General features: G+C 72.7%; 15 protein-coding genes and 1 pseudogene. 10 read left to right on the top strand and 6 right to left on the bottom strand.

Going from position 1 to position 17,404, the window contains the following annotated elements:
* Positions 1 to 235 precede the first annotated feature (235 nt).
* The gene (locus tag REH65_RS13195; RefSeq protein WP_093415054.1) at positions 236 to 583 is read left to right on the top strand and encodes a DivIVA domain-containing protein; all 348 of its coding nucleotides are present in this window, start codon (positions 236 to 238) and stop codon (positions 581 to 583) included.
* On the top strand, positions 576 to 1,184 hold the full coding sequence (locus REH65_RS13190; RefSeq protein ID WP_406692637.1) for a DNA-3-methyladenine glycosylase I: 609 nt from the start codon (positions 576 to 578) through the stop codon (positions 1,182 to 1,184). The genes REH65_RS13195 and REH65_RS13190 overlap by 8 nt, the downstream gene beginning before the upstream one ends.
* Before the next feature lie 67 nt (positions 1,185 to 1,251).
* Here the strand turns inward: REH65_RS13190 and REH65_RS13185 are convergent, their stop codons facing one another.
* Entirely contained in the window at positions 1,252 to 2,034 is a 783-nt protein-coding gene (locus REH65_RS13185) for an enoyl-CoA hydratase-related protein (protein ID WP_281458783.1), read from the bottom strand.
* A 376-nt stretch (positions 2,035 to 2,410) separates the two neighbouring features.
* Here REH65_RS13185 and REH65_RS13180 point away from each other — a divergent pair, with 376 nt between their 5' ends.
* From REH65_RS13180 to REH65_RS13170, 3 genes and pseudogenes are all read left to right on the top strand, one after another.
* Complete coding sequence (locus REH65_RS13180; RefSeq protein ID WP_281458782.1) at positions 2,411 to 2,578, top strand: DUF3117 domain-containing protein; 168 nt, start codon at positions 2,411 to 2,413, stop codon at positions 2,576 to 2,578.
* Between the two features lie 260 nt (positions 2,579 to 2,838).
* Positions 2,839 to 4,373 (top strand): annotated as a pseudogene (locus tag REH65_RS13175) (leucyl aminopeptidase family protein).
* Positions 4,374 to 4,500: 127 nt separating this feature from the next.
* Positions 4,501 to 5,664 carry an MFS transporter gene (locus REH65_RS13170; RefSeq protein WP_406692636.1) on the top strand — a complete coding sequence of 388 codons (1,164 nt, stop codon included), beginning with the start codon at positions 4,501 to 4,503 and terminating at the stop codon, positions 5,662 to 5,664.
* A gap of 163 nt (positions 5,665 to 5,827) precedes the next feature.
* On the opposite strand, the gene tatB is transcribed toward REH65_RS13170, so the two are convergent.
* From tatB to sigE, 4 genes are all read right to left on the bottom strand, one after another.
* Complete coding sequence (tatB, locus tag REH65_RS13165; protein ID WP_406692635.1) at positions 5,828 to 6,247, bottom strand: Sec-independent protein translocase protein TatB; 420 nt, start codon at positions 6,245 to 6,247, stop codon at positions 5,828 to 5,830.
* A 156-nt stretch (positions 6,248 to 6,403) separates the two neighbouring features.
* Complete coding sequence (locus REH65_RS13160) at positions 6,404 to 8,074, bottom strand: trypsin-like peptidase domain-containing protein (protein ID WP_406692634.1); 1,671 nt, start codon at positions 8,072 to 8,074, stop codon at positions 6,404 to 6,406.
* Positions 8,075 to 8,219: 145 nt separating this feature from the next.
* On the bottom strand, positions 8,220 to 8,981 hold the full coding sequence (locus REH65_RS13155) for a zf-HC2 domain-containing protein (RefSeq protein WP_406692633.1): 762 nt from the start codon (positions 8,979 to 8,981) through the stop codon (positions 8,220 to 8,222).
* Positions 8,978 to 9,601 (bottom strand): RNA polymerase sigma factor SigE, encoded by a 624-nt coding sequence (gene sigE, locus REH65_RS13150; protein WP_281458776.1) that lies wholly within the window; start codon positions 9,599 to 9,601, stop codon positions 8,978 to 8,980. Before sigE ends, REH65_RS13155 begins: the two co-directional genes overlap by 4 nt.
* Positions 9,602 to 9,913: 312 nt before the next feature.
* Here sigE and REH65_RS13145 point away from each other — a divergent pair, with 312 nt between their 5' ends.
* Positions 9,914 to 10,534 carry an O-methyltransferase gene (locus REH65_RS13145; RefSeq protein ID WP_406692632.1) on the top strand — a complete coding sequence of 207 codons (621 nt, stop codon included), beginning with the start codon at positions 9,914 to 9,916 and terminating at the stop codon, positions 10,532 to 10,534.
* 202 nt (positions 10,535 to 10,736) lie between these two features.
* Here the strand turns inward: REH65_RS13145 and REH65_RS13140 are convergent, their stop codons facing one another.
* Positions 10,737 to 11,876 (bottom strand): Mrp/NBP35 family ATP-binding protein, encoded by a 1,140-nt coding sequence (locus tag REH65_RS13140; protein ID WP_281458774.1) that lies wholly within the window; start codon positions 11,874 to 11,876, stop codon positions 10,737 to 10,739.
* A 196-nt stretch (positions 11,877 to 12,072) separates the two neighbouring features.
* On the opposite strand from REH65_RS13140, the gene REH65_RS13135 reads away from it, so the two are divergent.
* Genes REH65_RS13135 through REH65_RS13120 form a run of 4 tightly spaced genes read left to right on the top strand, consistent with a single transcriptional unit; the run spans position 12,073 to position 17,308 of the window.
* On the top strand, positions 12,073 to 12,561 hold the full coding sequence (locus REH65_RS13135) for a MarR family winged helix-turn-helix transcriptional regulator (RefSeq protein ID WP_406692631.1): 489 nt from the start codon (positions 12,073 to 12,075) through the stop codon (positions 12,559 to 12,561).
* Between the two features lie 4 nt (positions 12,562 to 12,565).
* Complete coding sequence (locus REH65_RS13130) at positions 12,566 to 12,958, top strand: NUDIX domain-containing protein (protein ID WP_281458772.1); 393 nt, start codon at positions 12,566 to 12,568, stop codon at positions 12,956 to 12,958.
* Between the two features lie 45 nt (positions 12,959 to 13,003).
* A complete protein-coding gene (locus REH65_RS13125) occupies positions 13,004 to 13,957 on the top strand; it encodes a CoA ester lyase (RefSeq protein ID WP_281458771.1) in 954 nt (317 codons plus the stop codon).
* 42 nt (positions 13,958 to 13,999) lie between these two features.
* The gene (locus tag REH65_RS13120) at positions 14,000 to 17,308 is read left to right on the top strand and encodes a patatin-like protein (protein ID WP_406692630.1); all 3,309 of its coding nucleotides are present in this window, start codon (positions 14,000 to 14,002) and stop codon (positions 17,306 to 17,308) included.
* The last annotated feature ends 96 nt before the right edge of the window (positions 17,309 to 17,404 follow it).

The raw sequence follows: 17,404 nt of genomic DNA, 5'->3' as shown, positions 1-17,404 counted from the left end.
TCCGTCCGCGGTCGTCTTGCTCGGCGGTGCGGGTAGCGGAACCTGAGACGCCGTCTGGACTCCGTGCGCCGCTCCTGATGTATGCCAATACACGGCGTCGCGGCGTACTCGCCAGACGACGTCTCAGAACCCGCGGCGGTGCGGGCTGCGAGGGTGGTCTTCACGCCTCGCGGCTGCGCCGCGTGCGATCCGGCCGTCTGCCTGACGGTCGGTGGGGCGTGCCACGATTGGCTTCGTGGCTAGTGCGCTCATCTACGTGTTCGTGGTGCTGGCGGTCGCGGCCGTCGTGTACCTGCTTGCTTCGCTGGTGTTCGGGCGGGGCGAGCAGCTCGCGCCGCTGCCGCCCGGCTCCACGCCCACCCGGCTCCCCTCGTCCGACGTCGAGGGTTCCGACGTGCGCGCGGTCCGGTTCCAGCAGGTCCTGCGGGGCTACAAGGTCACCGAGGTGGACTGGGTGCTGGACCGGCTCGCCGGCGAGCTCGACGAGCTGCATGGACGGATCGCGGTGCTGGAGCGCCAGCTCGACGTCGCCGGGCAGGAGCTCGACAAGGCGCGCGCCCGGGGCGGTGCCGAGGATGAGTGACGGTGCCGTCGGCAACGGGGCCGCTGTCAACGGGGCGGTCGTCATCGGCGAGGACGGTCGCGCGCGGTGCCCGTGGGGCGCCGCGCAACCCGACTACGCCGCCTACCACGACCAGGAGTGGGGAGTCGCGCTGCGCGGGGTCCCGGAGCTCTACGAGCGGATCACCCTGGAGTCGTTCCAGTCCGGCCTGTCGTGGCTGACGATCCTGCGCAAGCGCCCGGCCTTCCGCGAGGCCTTCGCCGGTTTCGACCCCGAGGAGGTCGCGGCCTTCGACGAGGACGACCGGCAGCGGTTGCTGGCCGACGCCTCGATCGTCCGCAACCGCGCCAAGATCGACGCCGCCATCTCCAACGCCCGCGCGGTCCTGGACCTCGACGTCCCGCTCGACGACCTCCTCTGGTCCTTCGCCCCGCCACGCAGGGCGGAATCCGAACGCCCGGCCGCGCTCGGCGACGTCCCCGCCATCACCGACGAGTCGAAGGCCATGGCCAAGGAGCTCAAACGCCGGGGCTTCGTCTTCGTCGGCCCCACCACCTGCTACGCCCTCATGCAGGCCACGGGCATGGTCGACGACCACCTCCAGCACTGCTGGCGAGCCTGACCGCGCGGGTTCCCGATTTCAATGGAAGTCGGGAACACGACTTCCATTGAAATCGGGTGGCCGAGGGTCAGCGGCCCGTGAAGTTGGGGTCGCGCTTGTCGACGAAGGCGGCGACCGCCTCCTTGTGGTCTGCCGTGAGGCCCGCTTCGTTCTGGGCGCCCGCTTCGACCGCGAGGGCTTCGTCGAGGGCCTCCGCGGAGGCCGCTTGGACGGCTTCCTTGATGCGGGCGTAGGCGAAGGTGGGGCCCGCGGCCATGCGGGTGGCCAGCTCCATCGCCACCGTCAGGGCGTCCTCGACGACCTGGTTGACCATGCCGATGCGCAGCGCCTCGTCGGCCTGCACCGGCTGGGCCAGCAGCAGCATCTCCATCGCTCGGCCGTAGCCGATCAGCCGCGGCAGCGTCCAGGAGGCGCCCGAGTCCGTCGACAGGCCCACGTTGGCGAAGGCCATCAGGAACTTCGAGCCGGTCGCCGCGATCCGCAGGTCGCTGGCGTAGGCGATCGCCGCGCCCGCCCCGGCCGCCGTGCCGTTGACGGCCGCGATCACCGGCTTGGGCATCGTCGCCAGCGCCTTGGTGATCGGGTTGTAGTGCTCCTCGACCGTCTTCAGCGGGCTCGGGTCGCCGCTGGAGAGGAGTTGGATGTGCTCCTTGAGGTCCTGTCCGGCGCAGAACGCCTTGCCCGCGCCGGTGATCACCAGCGCGCGCACCGAGTCGTCCGCCGCGGCTTCCCGCAGGGCCGTCAGCAGCGCCTGCTTGAGCTCGATGTTGAGCGAGTTGAACGACTCGGGGCGGTTCAACGTGAGCAGCCGCACACCAGCGGTGTCCTCGGTCAGCAGTACGTCGGTCACTCCAAGCTCCTTGCCTTGACGTCCGTTGCGGCGGGATCGCGCGAGCACTTCCACTGTGGACCGCGCGGCCGGCGCGCCGTCCCGGTTGGACGGTGTCCCCGCTGGTCGCCGGGACGGCCGCCGTGAGATCGGTGACACGCCGGAGTGGAACGGCTCCTCACGGTGATCGCAGACGGTGTCCGCGATGTGCCGAACGGCGCCGAAACACCCCACACGAACGGTGAGTCTGCCAGCCGTCGGCGATATTCGACCAGCGCACGGGCGACACGAGTTGATCGGTTCGGTTTCGTCCACGCCTCGGGATGGGGGAGAATGGGGGTGGACCCGAGCTGGTTGTGGCGACCAGCGGGGGAAGATTTCACGGAGGGAGCACGCTATGGCGGCCATGAAGCCCCGGACCGGTGACGGTCCCCTCGAGGTGGCTAAGGAGGGACGCGGCATCGTGATGCGCGTCCCGCTTGAGGGTGGTGGGCGGCTCGTCGTCGAGATGTCGGTCGAGGAGGCCAAGAACCTGGGCGACGCCCTGGAGTCGGCCACCGGCTGAGGCCGCCAGGCGGTCCGGGACGCGCTGCCGGCCGGCTGACGCGGTCACGGCGCCTCCCGGCCGAGGCGACAACTGAAAATCACGTCGACGAGCGACGAGCGTGCTCGTCGGGCCCCGGTGCCGAGCGCGGTGCCGGGGTCTCTCGTCGGCGCCCCAGTTCGAGTTCGCACGGCCAGTCCGTGCAGGAAGGTCTTCTCGTGCCCGGTGCCTCCGTGTTCCGTTCCGCCCATTCCTCCCGCGGCGGTCAGCCCGCCCGCGGGGTGGAGCCCGAGCTGCCCGTCGTCCCGACCGCTCTGGTCGAAGTGGACGTGGTGCAGCGGTGGCGGGACGGAGTGCCGGGCGCGACGGCGGTCTTCGACGGCGAGACCGGCCCGGACCTGGCCGCTGCGGCCGAACGGTTCTCTGTGGACGCCGAGGTGCTCACCGCGCTCGGCGCTTCCGCCTCGGCCGGGGACGCGAAGGCGTTCCCGCTGCGCTCCGGTGACGTCGGCTGGCTCGTCGGCGTCGGCTCCGGCACCCCCGCGCAGTGGCGCTCCGCCGGTGCGGGCCTGGCCCGCGCGGTGCGCGAGAAGCTGACCGGTGCGGGCGACGGCGACTCCGAACCCGGGGACCTCGGCGACGCCTCCGACGCCGACTACCTGCAGGTCCGGTTGCCCGACGACGTCGGCGACGAGCTGATCGGCGAGCTCACCCTCGGGCTCGCGCTGGGCGGGTACCGGTTCAAGGTCACCAACGAGCCCGCGCCGCCGCGCCTGCGCAAGGTCCTGCTGGTCGCCCCGGACGGCGCCGACGTCGCCGCGCTGCGCGAGTCGGTGCGCCGCGCCCGCGAGCTCGCCGCCGCCACCGCGCTGGCCCGCGACCTCGCCAACGCGCCCTCCAACGTCAAGGACCCGGCCTGGTTCACCGGGCTGGCCGCCGAGCTCGCCGGGCCGGTCGCGAACCTCACCGCGACCGTGCGGGACGAGAAGTGGCTGGCCGACAACGGTTTCGGCGGCATCCTCGCGGTCGGTGGCGGCTCGTCCCGCCCGCCCCGCCTGCTGCAGCTCGACTACCGGCCGCAGGACGCGACCGGCCCGCACCTGGTGCTGGTCGGCAAGGGCATCACCTTCGACACCGGCGGCATCTCGCTCAAGCCCGCCGACGGCATGCACCTGATGCGCACCGACATGTCCGGTGGCGCGGCGGTCATCGGCGCGCGCTGCTGGCGATCGCCCGGCTCGGTCTGCCGGTGAAGGTGACCGGCCTGGTGCCCTCCGCCGAGAACCACGTCTCCGGCACCGCCTACCGGCCCGGCGACGTGGTGCGGCACTACGGCGGCAAGACCACCGAGGTCGGCAACACCGACGCCGAGGGGCGGATGGTGCTGGCCGACGCGATGGCCTACGCCGTCGACGAGCTCCAGCCCGACGTGCTCATCGACGTCGCGACGCTGACCGGCGCGATGAAGGTCGCGCTCGGCCTGCGCACCGGCGGCCTGTTCGCCACCGACGACGAGCTGGCCGACCAGATCGCCGGGGCGGGCGAGCGGGTCGGCGAGTCCTGGTGGCGGATGCCGCTGCTGGAGGACCACGCCGAGGCCGTCCAGGGCGCGCTCTCCGACGTCAAGCAGACCCCGGCCGGTCCGGGCGGGATCACCGCTGCGCTGTTCCTGCGCGAGTTCACCGAGGGCGTGCGCTGGGCGCACCTGGACATCGCCGGGCCCGCGCGGGCCGACAAGGACTACTCGGAGGTCACGGTCGGCGGCACCGGCTTCGCCGCCCGCACGCTGGCCGAGCTCGCCTCCGAGCTGAGCTGACCAAGAGCGGGCCGACCGGGGAGCGGGCTGGCCGCTGAGTCGAGCGCCACGGGTGATGACCGGCACGGTTCCGGGCGCCGTCGATCAGGTGGTGTTTAACGTCTAAAGCATGGTGTCGGCCGGACGTGTGCGCAGGATTCGGATCGCGCTGCTGTTCGGTGCGCTGGCCCTGTTCGCCCTGCTCTACGCGCCGCAGCCGGTGCTGCCGCAGCTGGCGGGCGAGTACGGGCTGAGCCCGGGCTCGGCGGCGCTGCTGGTCTCGGCGGCGACCCTCGGGCTGGCGGTGTCGGCGATCCCGCTGGGCACGCTGTCGGAGGCCGTCGGCCGCCGCAAGACCATGATCACCAGCCTGGTCGTCGCCGAGCTCCTCGGTCTCGTGCTGCCGTGGGTGCACTCGTTCCCGCTGATGGTGGGGCTGCGGCTGGTGCAGGGGGCGGCCGTGGCCGGGCTCGCCGCCGTCGCCACCGCCTACCTCGTCGACGAGACCGGCGGCGTGCGGCTGGGCACCACCGTCGGGCTCTACGTCGCGGGCACCACCATCGGCGGCATGACCGGCCGGCTGCTCGGCGGCGTCGTCGGCGACTTCTGGGGCTGGTCCGGCGGAGTGCTCGCGGTCGCGCTGCTGGCCGCGGTGTGCACGGTCGCGTTCGTCGCCCTGCTGCCGTCCGAGCAGCGCCACCAGCGGAAACCGCTGCGCTGGGGGCCGCTGCTCGGCGGACTCGGCGCCGCCCTGCGCGACCCCGGGCTGTACCCGCCGTACCTGGTCGCGGCGCTGGGCATGGGCAGCTTCGTGACGGTCTACAACGTGCTGGGCTTCCGCATCACCGCCCCGCCGCTGCTGGTGCCCCCGGCGCTGGCCGCGCTGGCGTTCCTCGCGTACGCGGCGGGCACGGTGACCTCGGCGCTGGCCGGGCGCGCCGCCGACCGCTGGGGGCGCGTGCGGGTGCTGCTGACCAGCCTCGCGGTGGCGGGAGCCGGGCTGCTGCTGATGCTGCCGGACTCGGTGCCGGTGATCCTGGTCGGCCTGGTGGTGTTCACCGGTGGGTTCTTCGGCGCCCACTCGGTCGCCAACGGCTGGGTCGGCACCCGCGCCTCCGCCGAGGCGCGCGGCCAGGCCTCGGCCCTCTACCAGCTCGCCTACTACGGCGGCAGCAGCGTCGGCGGAGTCCTCGGCGGCATCGCCTACGGCGCCTGGGGCTGGCCCGGCATGACCCTGCTCCTCGGCATCTGGCTCGCCCTCGCCGCGATCGCGGTCCTCACCTCCCGCCACCAACCCGCGCCACTCCGATGATCGGAACCCGGAACACGGCCGCAATCAGGACGCGGGGTACCGCCGCGTTCCGAGGTGGTGACGGAATACGCCCGTATTCCGCGGGCGGAATACGGGCGTAATCCGGGTCAGGTGACGGGCGTGCCCCTGCGGTCGGAACCGGTCATGCGAACGAAAGACCTGGTCAGGTGGCGTCCGTGTCGTACGGGGGGCGTTCGCCGGGGGCCAGGGGGCGGTCGGCCGGCTTCGGCGGGGTGGGCGCCGGGGTGTGGCCGTTGGTGGACGGGGTGTGCCCGTTGAGGGGCGAGGAGTTCTTCGAGAACTCCTCGAACGGGTTCTCGCCGTCCAGGAGGTGCTTGGTGACGGCGGTCTTGGGGTTGAAGTTGCGGACGCTGCGGAGCTCGTCGAGCGGCTTCTTCAGCTCGTCGAACTCCGGGCCGATCTCCGAGCGGATCTGGTCACGGGCCCCGGTCGCGTACTCCCTGACCTGCCGGATCGTCTTGCCCAGCCACGCGGCGCCCTGCGGCAGCCGATCCGGACCGAGCACGAACAACCCGACCAGGGCGAGAACCAGGAGCTCGGGCCAGCCGACGCTATCGAACACCTCTCGACTCCTCTGGGATCCTCGTGGCTCGGGGACCGACGCCGAGCTGCCGACAACACCAGAGTACCGACCGGGTGACGCTGGTCGAAGAGGGGAACTGGCGTAAACACGCCCCGTGTCCCAGCGGTGTCCGGCCGTTCATGCCGATGTGATCGGTCATTTCAGCGTCACGTCGAGCACCAGCTCGCGGCCCTGCCGGACCACGGTGACGGGGACGCGCTCGCCGACCTGATGTCGGTCCACTGCCACGATGAGTTCGTCGGCGCTACCGACCTTGCGGTCGCCGACCTTGATGATGACGTCTCCTTCGGCCATCCCGCCGCCCGCGGCGGAACTGCCGTCCTGCACGTTCTGCACCTGCGCGCCGTCGGCCAGCCCGTCGCTCACGGACTTCGCGTTGACGCCGAGATCGGCGTGCCGGACGGTGCCGGTGCGGATGAGTTCCTGAGCGATCCGCCGGACGTCGTCGATCGGGATCGCGAACCCGAGACCGATCGAACCGCCCTCACCGCCCGAACCGAGCGTGCGGATGGCGCTGTTGATGCCGACCACCGCACCCGTCCCGTCGACCAGCGCGCCACCCGAGTTGCCCGGGTTGATGGCCGCGTCGGTCTGGATCGCGTCGATGACGGCGTTGGTGTCGGTGCCCTCGCCGGCCAGCCGGACCGGCCGGTGCACCGAGCTGACGATGCCGGTGGTGACGGTGCCCGCCAGGCCCAGCGGCGAGCCGATGGCGATCACGTCGTCGCCGACCTTCAGCTTGTCCGAGTCGCCGAGCTGGGCGACGGTCGGGTTCGACACCTCGACCTTGAGCACCGCGAGGTCGGTCTTGACGTCCCGGCCCACGACCCGCGCCGGAGCCCGGGTGCCGTCGTGGAAGACCGTCGAGACCTGCGCGTTCGGGGTGTCGGCGGCCATCGACACCACGTGGTTGTTGGTGACCACGTAGCCGTCGCCGTCGATGACCACGCCCGAACCGGAGCCGCCCTGCCCGCCGATGCGGACCTCGATGGACACCACCGCGGGCACCACCCGCTGCGCCACCTGCGACACCGATCCGCGCGGCCGGTCGGTCGCGCCCTGATCGACCTCGGCGAGCGTGACGTCCGGGTTGACCAGCGGGTTCCCCTCCTCGGCGGTGATCCGCCCGAGGAAGCCGCCCGCCACGCCCACCAGCAGCGCGACCACGCCGAGGATCGCCAGCGCGCGCGGGTGCACGCGCCTGCCGAAGAGCACCTCGCGAGCGCTGAGCAGCGGGCCCGCCGCGCGCTCGCCGTCGTCGTCGGACTGGTTCTCGGGCACCGCGGGCGGGCCGAGGATCGCGCCCGCCGCCGGGTCCCGCCACGGGTCCCGGTCGCCCGAGCGAGCCTGGTCGTCCGAGCGCCACAGCACCGGGTCCGGCTCGGTCTCCGGCGTCATCGGCTTCTCGCCCGGTGCGCGCTGCAGCGGCCCGTCGCCGTGCGACGGCGGGCGGCCGAACGCCTGCGCCAGCGCGTCCGCCGGAGGCGGTGCCTGCTCGATCCCGCGCACGGGCAGGCCGTGCTGGTCGGGGTCGAAGCTGCCGGACACGCCGTGCGGGCGGGCGAAGGCGTGGCGCTGCGACGGGTCGACCTCGGGACGCTCCAGCGGACGCGGCGCGAGCCGGTCCGCGGAGTGGCCGTTGGCGTGCTGCGCGGGGGGTGTTGCGAACTGGTCCGCGGGCACGCCGCGACCGGTCATGGTGCCGCCCTGCCAGGGGTGCACCGGCTCGGAGTCCTGCTGACCCGGCGCAGGGGAGTCCCGGCGCGCGTCGGGACCCTGCGCGGGCGTTCCTGGCTGGTCGCTCATCGCTCCCCGGGCTGTCCGATCGGGCTCGTCGCTTCGAGTGGATCACACGGGCGCGCGGCCCGCCTCACCGGCATGGTGCCGACGACCCCATCTTGCCCGCAGCGCGGTGAAGTCGGTGTGGAGTGGGCGCGAACTCGCCAGTTCGTTACCCGGCGGGCGGAGCCGTCGTCGCGGTGGACGGGAGCGCGGCCGAAGGGGCCGGAGGTGCGTCGGGCGCCTTCGGCGCGGGTGCCGCGGTCTGACTGCCGACCGGGGTGCTCTGGCCTACTGGGGTGGTCTCCGACGGCAGGGCCGTGTTGCCCGCGGCCGGGATGACGGCGTTGGTGAACGAGCCGCCGGGCAGCGGCACGGGCGCGCCCTGCAGCGGCTGGCCGTCCTCGTCGGTGACCGGCACGTTCAGCAGCGTCAGCGCCCCGAGGACCAGCCCGGAGAAGACCACGCCGGCACCCTGCCGGGTGCGGCGGGTGGCCCGCCGGTTCGCGGCGTCAGGGGCGTCGTAGGAGGTCACGGCCGTGCCCAGCGGCTGCTGCGAGCCGCCGAGCGGCGTGGACGAACCCAGCACCGCCCCGCTGCCGAAGCGCTTCACGTCGTTCGGGCGGGACACGGCGACCAGCTGACCGTCGTCGGTCAGCGCGAGGTTCTCGGGCTGTGCGGGGAGCTCGGCGCTGGAGGGGATCGCCTGCAGCGCCTGCAGGAGCTGCGGCGAGACCGAGGGCGCGTCGGCGGCGCGCACCGCCGCGCGGGCCTGCCGCTGCGCGGCGGCGTCGGCCGCGCACGCGGGGCACCCGGCCAGGTGGGCCACCGCGCGGTCGTGGGCGCTCGGGCTGAGCTCGCCGTCGACGAACGCGACGAGAGCGTCCAGCGCGAGGTGCTGCTCGGACAGCCCCCACCCCCGCAGAACCGTCATCCGTCATTCCTCCCGGCTTGGTCGCGGCTCGCTTCGAGCGTGTTCTTGAGCATCTGGCGGCCGCGGTGGATCCTGCTGCGCACGGTACCCAGCTTCACGCCGAGGGTGGTACCGATCTCCTCGTACGACAGGCCCTCGACGTCGCAGAGCACGATGGCCGCGCGGAACTCCGGCGGCAGCTTGTCCAGCGCGGCCTGCAGGTCCGGGTCGAGGTGGGTGTCGTGGAACACCTGCTCCGGCGTCGGACCGCCGCCGGGCAGCCGGTCGGTGTCCTCGGGCAGGCCCTCCATGCGCAGGCGGGACCTGCGGCGGGCCATGTCCAGGAACAGGTTCGTGGTGATGCGGTGCAGCCACCCCTCGAACGTGCCCGGCTTGTACGAGGCCAGGGAGCGGAACACCCGGATGAAGGTCTCCTGGGTGAGGTCCTCGGCGTCGTGCTGGTTGCCGGACAGCCGGTAGGCGAGCCGGTACACCCGGTCCGCGTGCTGCCGGACCACCTCGTCCCAGCTGGGCGGGGTCCAAGCGGCCTCCTCCGCGCCGGGGGAGACGGGACTCGGGGAAACGCTGGTCTCGTGGGTCCGGTCGGTGCCGGGGGCCACGCTCATCGGCTGTGTTGCCATCGGGCGAAGAGCCACCTCCTGTGGGCTTGCATCTACCAGAACGAGCGGCGCCGGACCGTTGTTCCCGCGACCCGCACGACGGTGAGACGCCGATGGGTGTCGGTGTATGACGTCCACTGTCGTCCTCCCTGGTGAAGTGGGCATGAAAGCCACCTGAGAAGGGCCTGAGATTCCGGGTGAGCCGTCCCTCACCCACTCGGCCGCGCCGCGTTGATCACTCTGCGTGAGGAAATGTCGCGCATGGAAACGGGCTTCTAACGATGTCGCCCGGAAACATCATTTGTGCGCGCGGCGCCGATAACCTCTCGCGTTGTGATACCCGAGAGGTCGGTGGCCCGCTACTCGACGGGCGGCTATGCGGTGGGGGAGCGGACGCGCGCTCGCCCGGTCGGCGACGGTCCTCTGGACTCGCCGGTCGGTGCGTCGTCGCTGCACGTGCTGCGGTTCCTCGCGGCCGCGCTGCGGGCCAGGGCCGTCGTCGAGATCGGCACCGGGTCCGGGGAGAGCGCCCGCTGGCTGCTCCGCGGGATGCTGCCCGAGGGCGTGCTGACCTCGATCGACGCCGATCCGGCCAACCAGCGGATCGCGCGCGCCGCGCTGCGCGAGGAGGGCATCGCGCCCACCCGCACGCGGTTGATCACCGGCTGCGCGGTGGAGATGCTGCCGCGCTTCACCGAAGGCGGCTACGACCTGGTCTCGGTCGGCGTCGCGAGCACCGACTACCCCGCTTACCTGGAGCTGGGCGCCCGCCTGCTGCGTCCCGGCGGCGTCATCGTCTTCGCCGGGGTCCAGCTCGGCGGCGACCCCGACGACAGCAGCGGCGCCCTGACCGCGGCCATCCGCGACCTGGTCAAGGCCGTTCAAGACGACGAGGGCCTGATCCCGGTGACACTGCCGACCGGGCCAGGCCTCCTCGCCGTCGCGAAGGGTTAAGGACAGTTCAGAAGGGCGGCGGAGCCGCTGCTCCAAGTGTGGGACTCAGCCGGCACCGCCGCGGGTTCTGAGCGGCTTCGTGGCGAGTACGCCGGGATGCCTCGTATTGGCATACTCAAGGAGCGGCGCACGGAGTCCACGAAGCCGCTCAGGTTCCGCTACTGGCACCGCGAAGCAAAGCAACCACGGAACCATCCGTGGGTTAAGCGGGGGACACCGACAGGAGCTTGCCCGCTAGGCCTCGGGCCCGGGTGCCCAGGCGCTGGGCGATGTCGCTGAGGGCGGCGCCGGCCGGGGAGTCCGGCTCCTGCAGGACCAGCGGCTCGCCCGCGTCGCCGCACTCGCGCAGCCTCGGGTCGAGCGGGATCTGGCCGAGCAGCGGCACCTCGGTGCCCAGCGAGCGGCTCAGCGAGTCGGCCACGATCTGGCCTCCGCCGGAGCCGAAGACCTCCACGCGCTGGCCGTCGGGCATCTCCATCCAGGACATGTTCTCCACGACGCCGGCCAGCCGCTGGCGGGTCTGCATGGCGATGGCGCCCGCGCGCTCGGCCACCTCGGCGGCGGCCTGCTGCGGGGTGGTGACCACCAAGATCTCGGCGTTGGGGATCAGCTGGGCGGTGGACAGCGCGACGTCACCGGTGCCGGGCGGCAGGTCCAGCAGCAGCACGTCCAGGTCGCCCCAGAAGACGTCGGCGAGGAACTGCTGCAGCGCGCGGTGCAGCATCGGGCCGCGCCAGACGACCGGGGTGTTGCCGGGCGTGAACATGCCGATCGAGATGACCTTCACGCCGTGCGACTGCGGAGGCATGATCATCTTCTCGACCTGGGTGGGCTTGCCGCCCGCGCCCAGCATCCGCGGCACGGAGTGGCCGTAGATGTCGGCGTCGACGACGCCGACCGACAGGCCCCGGGCGGCCATCGACGCGGCCAGGTTGACCGTCACGCTGGACTTGCCGACGCCGCCCTTGCCCGAGGCCACGCAGTAGACGCGGGTCATCGAGCCGGGCTCGGCGAAGGGGATGCGCGGTTCGTCGGCGTCGCCCCGCAGGCTGCGACGCAGCTCGGAGCGCTGCTCGTCGCTCATCACGTCGAGCTCGACCTGCACCGAGGACACGCCGTCGACCGCGGCGACGGCGTCGTTGACCCGCTGCGTGATCGTCTCGCGCATCGGGCAGCCCTGGACCGTCAGGTAGACCTCGACCGTCACCGCGCCGCCGTCGCCGACGGACACGCTCTTGACCATGCCCAGGTCGGTGATCGGCTTGCGGATCTCCGGGTCCTCGACCTTGGTGAGCGCCTGGCGGACGGCGTCCTCGGTCGGTGCGGACTGCGTACTGGTCACGGTTACCTCGACAAGCGTTGGTGAACGTGGTGGGGACGGGACGTGTCCCGCCGAACCAGAAAAGGGTCTCACACCCGCATCCGGCAATCCCATGTTACGGACCAGTAGCCCACCATCTCCGCCGGTAGGACGATCGGCCTCGACTAGACCGGGGGCGCTGCGAAGTCAAGTGCGTGCGGACAGTAATATCCGTCACGTGGCCGAGACGGCTTTGGACCGATTACCCACTCGAAGTGAATTGTTGGCGTACCGCAGTTTTCTTCGCGCGCACGCCCGGGTCACGCGCTGCCTGGAGAGCGACCTGATCGCCGAGCAGAGGCTCACCCTGGCCGCCTACGACGTGCTGGAAGCGCTGGCCGAAGCGCCGGAGCAGCGGCTCCGGATGACCGAGCTCGCCGATGTCGTGCTGCTGTCCCGGTCCGGGGTGACCCGGCTGGTGGACCGGCTCGAACGGCTCGGGCTGGTGCGCCGCGTGCGCGTGGACTCCGACGGGCGCGGCGTGCAGGCCGTGATCACCGAGCGTGGTGAGGGGCGGCTGCGGATGGCCGCGTCGACCCACCGGCACGGTGTCGCGCGGTACTTCCTCAACGCCGCCGACGGAGAGCTCGAAACCCTGGTGCGCGCGTGCGAACGCCTGGCGGACGGGGGTGTGCCCTCGCCACCCGGGCAGCGTGCGCAAGCATGAGCGGGTGAGCTCACTGATCAAGGCGGTCGGCCTGGTGCGGTTCGCGGACCGGCGGTTGCTGCTGGTCCGCTCCGCCGACCAGGAGGCCTTCTACCTGCCCGGCGGCGGTATCGAACCCGGCGAGACCGAGCGCGAGGCGCTGCACCGCGAGGTCGCCGAGGAACTCGGCGTCGTCCTCGGCGAGGCCGAGTTCTACGCCCGCTACTTCAACGACGCCGTCGGGCGCGGCGCGGGCGTGAAGGTCGATCTCGCCTGCTACACGGGCGTTTTCGACGGCGAACCGGTCGCCTCGGCGGAGATCGCCGAGCTCGGCTGGTTCACCCGGGCCGAGTACGAGCAGCACCACGTCACAGCCCCCGCCATCCTCGACCTCTACGCGGACTTGGACCCCGCGTGATAGACAGCTAGCGCTGCTCTAGAGGTCGTGGATGTGGAGGTCGACGTGGACGGTCGTCGTGCCCGGCGCAGTTGCCTGGCGGTGCCCGGTTCGAGCGCGAAGATGATCGACAAGGCTCGCGGGCTGGCCGTCGACCAGTTCTTCCTCGACCTGGAGGACGCGGTCGCGCCGCTGGCCAAGGCCGAGGCGCGGGAGCGGATCGTCGGCGCGCTCACCGAGGGAGGCTGGGACGGCAAGGTCCGGTCGGTGCGGGTCAACGCGCTCGACACCGAGTGGACCTACCGCGACGTCGTCACCGTCGTCGAAGGCGCGGGCGCGGACCTGGACACGATCATCCTGCCGAAGGTCTCCACTCCCGACCACGTGCGCTGGCTGGACCTCACGCTGACCCAGATCGAGCGCGCGATGGGCCTGGAGGTCGGGCGGATCGGCATCGAGCCGCAGATCGAGGACGCGCGCGGGCTGGTCGAGATCGACGCGATCGCCCGCGCTCCCCGCGTGGAGGCGCTGATCTACGGGCCCGCCGACTTCATGGCGTCGGTGAACATGCGCTCGCTGGTCGTCGGCCACCAGCCGCCCGGCTACGACGTCGGCGACGCCTACCACTACACGCTGTTCCGCATCCTCACCGCGGCGCGCGCCGCCGACGTGCAGGCCATCGACGGGCCGTACCTGCAGATCAAGGACGTCGACGGGCTGCGCGAGGTCGGAGGCCGTTCCGCCGCGCTCGGTTTCGACGGCAAGTGGGTGCTGCACCCGGCGCAGGTGGACGCGGTCAACGAGCTGTTCTCGCCGCGCCAGGCCGACTACGACCACGCCGAGAACATCCTCGACGCCTACGAGTGGCACACCTCCGCCGCCGGTGGTGCGCGCGGAGCGGCGATGCTCGGCGACGAGATGATCGACGAGGCGTCCCGCAAGATGGCCCTGGTCATCGCCGGGAAGGGCCGTGCCGCGGGCATGACCCGTAACGACCCCTGGACTCCGCCGGAAAACTGATTCCGCCCCACCGCGCGCCGTCGTCGCGGTAGTTTCGCGCCCGTGGACGACGGTGACGAACTGCGCTTGGCCCTCGCCATGCGCGGGGGCGCGAGCATGGCGGTGTGGATCGGCGGCGCGGTCGCCGAGGTCAACCGGTTCCGGGAGTCGCTGGAGAGCGAAAGCGACCACCCCTGGGCGGTTTTGGCGCGCGCGGCCGGGTACCGGTCGGCGAGCGTCGACGTGCTGGCCGGGGCGTCGGCGGGCGGGCTCAACGCCGCGCTGATGTCGGCGACGCTGGTCTACGACCTGCCGTTCGACCGGATGCGCCGGATGTGGGTGCGGCTGGCCGACCTGGAAGCGATGTCGCGGCCGGTGCCGAAGTTCTGGCAGCGCGCCCCGCTCTCCTTGCTGGAGGGCGACGACTACTTCCGCGCCGAACTCGTCCGCGTCATCCGGGACAACGCGCCGCCGGTCGAGGAGCACCCGGGACGTCGCGCGGACATGCTGCTCACCGCGACCCTGCTGGACCCGCTGGTGGAGCGGTGCCACGACGCCCGGGTCGGGCCGATGCCGCTGGAGAAGCGGGCCGCGCGGCTGACCTTCCACCACGAGGGCCGGGCCGGGGACCCGCTGTCGGACTTCGGCGACGTCGAGGGCACCGCGCTGCGGCTGGCCCACGCGGCCCGCGCCACCTCGTCGTTCCCGTTCGCCTTCGAACCCGCCCAGATCCGCTCGGGGCCCGGCGAACCGCCTGCGGGCGAGCCGAACATGCTGGGCCTGTTCTCCGAGACCAGCACGGGCGCAACGCCGTTCCGCGTCATCGACGGCGGGGTGCTGGACAACATCCCGGTCACCGCCGCCATCGAGGCGATCGCGGCGGCGCCCGCCGACCGACCCACCAAGCGCTTCCTGCTCTACCTCAACCCCGATCCCGTCGTCTCGCACGGGCAGCGCGGCTCCGGCCGGGCGCTGCCGGTGACCGCGGCCGCGCTGCGCAGCCGGTTCACGCAGGAGTCCCTGCTGTCGGACCTCGACGCGCTCGCCGACCACAACCGGGCCGTGGAGCGGAACGCGCTGCGCCGCAAGGCGTTGTTCGCCTCGCTGCGCGAGAACCCCGGCGGACTGGGCGAACTCAGCTCGGCGGTCGCCGCCGACAACGCGGTGGTGCGCGCCGAGCTCGACGCCCAGGCGGTGCACGCGCTGCTCGTCGACCCGGCGGGCAGCGAGGACGGGACGCTGCTGCCGCCGGTGATCGGCGATCCGCTCGCGGAGTGGTCCGCGCAGGCCCGCGACCAGCTGCCGGAACGGCTCTCGGCGCTGGCGGCCGAGTGCGGGCCGGAGATCTTCGACGACGCGCACGGGCTGCGCGCGGCGATCGCCGAGTGCCTCGGCTGGTCCTGGGACGTCGAGCGATCCGCGCCGGTCGGGCCCTGCAAGGCGCAGCTGTACCGGTTGCGGGCCTTCGCGACCGTGCTCGCCGGGCACGCCGACCGGTACTGGGTCAACGGTGCCCGGCTGGAGCCGATCGTGGAGACCGCCGAGCTCGACGGCTGGATCCGGCGGGTGCGGCGCCGTCGCGACCACCTCCAGCACCGGTTGCCGTCGCCGATCGAACCGCTGCTGGGCGCGGTGCTGGGCGCGGTTTCCGACGGCGACGGGTTCCAGCAGGCCCTGGCCGAGTTCGCCGCCGAGCTCCGGTCCATCGTGGACTCCTCCGGCGCCGACGCGGCTCCCGAGGCCGACGGCGTGGACGCGGTCGCCCGCGCCCGCGAAGTGCTGCACGGCATCGCCCGCCGCCTCGCCGACGCGGCTCCGCCGCGCGCGGAACCCGTCTCGGCGGAGCGGATCGGCTACGCGCTGCTGGAGACCACCGACCGGATCCCGGAGGTGCTGCGGCAGCTGGTCGTCCTCACCGCTCCGCTGGACGTCGCACGCGTGCCCACCAGCCGCATCGACCTGCTGCGCGTGGTCAGCGACGAGCGCACCCCGCTGCCGTTCAGCGCGCTGCGCCGCGACGGGCAGCTGCGCATCGAGGACAAGATCCGCGGCCTGGACCTGGGCAACTTCGGCGCGTTCCTGTCGGCGAAGTGGCGCGCCAACGACTGGATGTGGGGCCGGATGGACGCGGCCGCCACGCTCGTCGGGATGCTCGCCGACCCGGAACGCCTGGTGCGCCACGGGGATTCGGAGCAGCTCGGCGAGGTCCTGCGATCGGTGGTCAGCGAGCCGGCCGAGGCCGAGCTGGGAGCGCTCGACGAGGAGCAGGCCCGGCAGTGGCGCGGGTTCCTCGCCGAGGTGTGGGCACGCCACGCGGACGAGGTGCGCGGCGAGCTCGACGCGCTGTTCGCCGCCCCCGACGACCGGCACCCGCTGACCGGGACCCGCGCGCTGCTCACCGAGCGCCTGCAGTGGACGATCGCGGCGACCGAGGTCCCGCACGTCGCGTCGGTGTCGTCCGGCGCCGACCCCGCGGGTGGCGCCGACCCCGCCCCACCACCGCCGACGGAGCTGGTCCGCGCCGTGGAGACCTTCGACGTGGGGCGTCAGCGCGTCCGCGACCTCGGCGAACCCCGCCTGCTGTCGGTGGCGACCCGCTTCGGGCTGCTGGCTCAGCGCGCCGTCCGCCCGCAGGGAACGGGTGCGCTGCAACGGCTGGGTGCGATGGCGCTGACGCTGGTGAAACCGCTGCTGATGCTCGCGGCCTACGCCGCGGCCGCGCCCGGTCGCGCGGCTCTGCTCGGGTTCGCCGCCGCCACGACGATCACGTTGACCAGGGACGACGTTCCACAGATCACCTGGCTCATGGCGGGTGACTGCCCGCCGCGCGCGATGTGCGCGGTCGGTGCGCCGGACTCGGGCTGGTGGTCGTTCGGCAGCCTCTCCGGGGTGGAGACCACGGCCTGGACCCCGTGGGCGGTGCTGCTGGCGATCGTCTGCGCCGTCTGGTTCGGGCGACGAGTGGCCCGGCGCTTCGGCGCCGGACTCGCCCGTTGGGCCCCGGCGGTGGTGGTGGCCGCGCTGCTGCTGGTCGGTGCGTACGCGCTGCACCAGACGGGCCTGCGGCTGGGGCCGCCGGCGGTCGTGCTCGTCGCGACCGTCCTGACCTGGCCCGCCGCGGTCGCCTACCGGACCTCGGCCCGGGTCGGCGCCGTCGTGCTGACGCTGCTGACCGGGCTCGTCGCGCTGGTGCTGGGCACGGACCTCGAAACCGAGGTCGGCACGTGGCTCGCGCTGACCGTCCTGGGCCTGACCCTCGCGCACTCCCTCTACCTGAGCAGCGTCGACGTCCTGGCCCCGCGCCCCAGGCCGCAGCACGAGGCCGCGCGCGCCGAGGCGCCACCCGTCCGGGTTGCGGCTGCGCATCGTTGAGAAGACGTTCATGATCCTCGGTGAGCACCGCGCGGTAGCCTGGGGGAGCGGACATTGCGCCGGAATCGGGCCACGGCCCCCGCGCGGTCCCCGGTA

Origin of the sequence: Saccharopolyspora sp. ID03-671, from assembly GCF_045278815.1 — a bacterium.
Lineage (GTDB): Bacteria > Actinomycetota > Actinomycetes > Mycobacteriales > Pseudonocardiaceae > Saccharopolyspora > Saccharopolyspora ipomoeae.
The sequence above is the reverse complement of the archived record's forward strand: the minus strand, read 5'-3'. Positions and strand labels throughout refer to the sequence as shown.

Coding starts and splice junctions, on each gene's coding strand:
- REH65_RS13160 (WP_406692634.1), bottom strand. CDS start 8,074: ATGAGCGACCAGCCAGGAACGCCCGCGCAGGGTCCCGACGCGCGCCGG.
- sigE (WP_281458776.1), bottom strand. CDS start 9,601: ATGGCAACACAGCCGATGAGCGTGGCCCCCGGCACCGACCGGACCCAC.
- REH65_RS13155 (WP_406692633.1), bottom strand. CDS start 8,981: ATGACGGTTCTGCGGGGGTGGGGGCTGTCCGAGCAGCACCTCGCGCTG.
- REH65_RS13180 (WP_281458782.1), top strand. CDS start 2,411: ATGGCGGCCATGAAGCCCCGGACCGGTGACGGTCCCCTCGAGGTGGCT.
- REH65_RS13190 (WP_406692637.1), top strand. CDS start 576: ATGAGTGACGGTGCCGTCGGCAACGGGGCCGCTGTCAACGGGGCGGTC.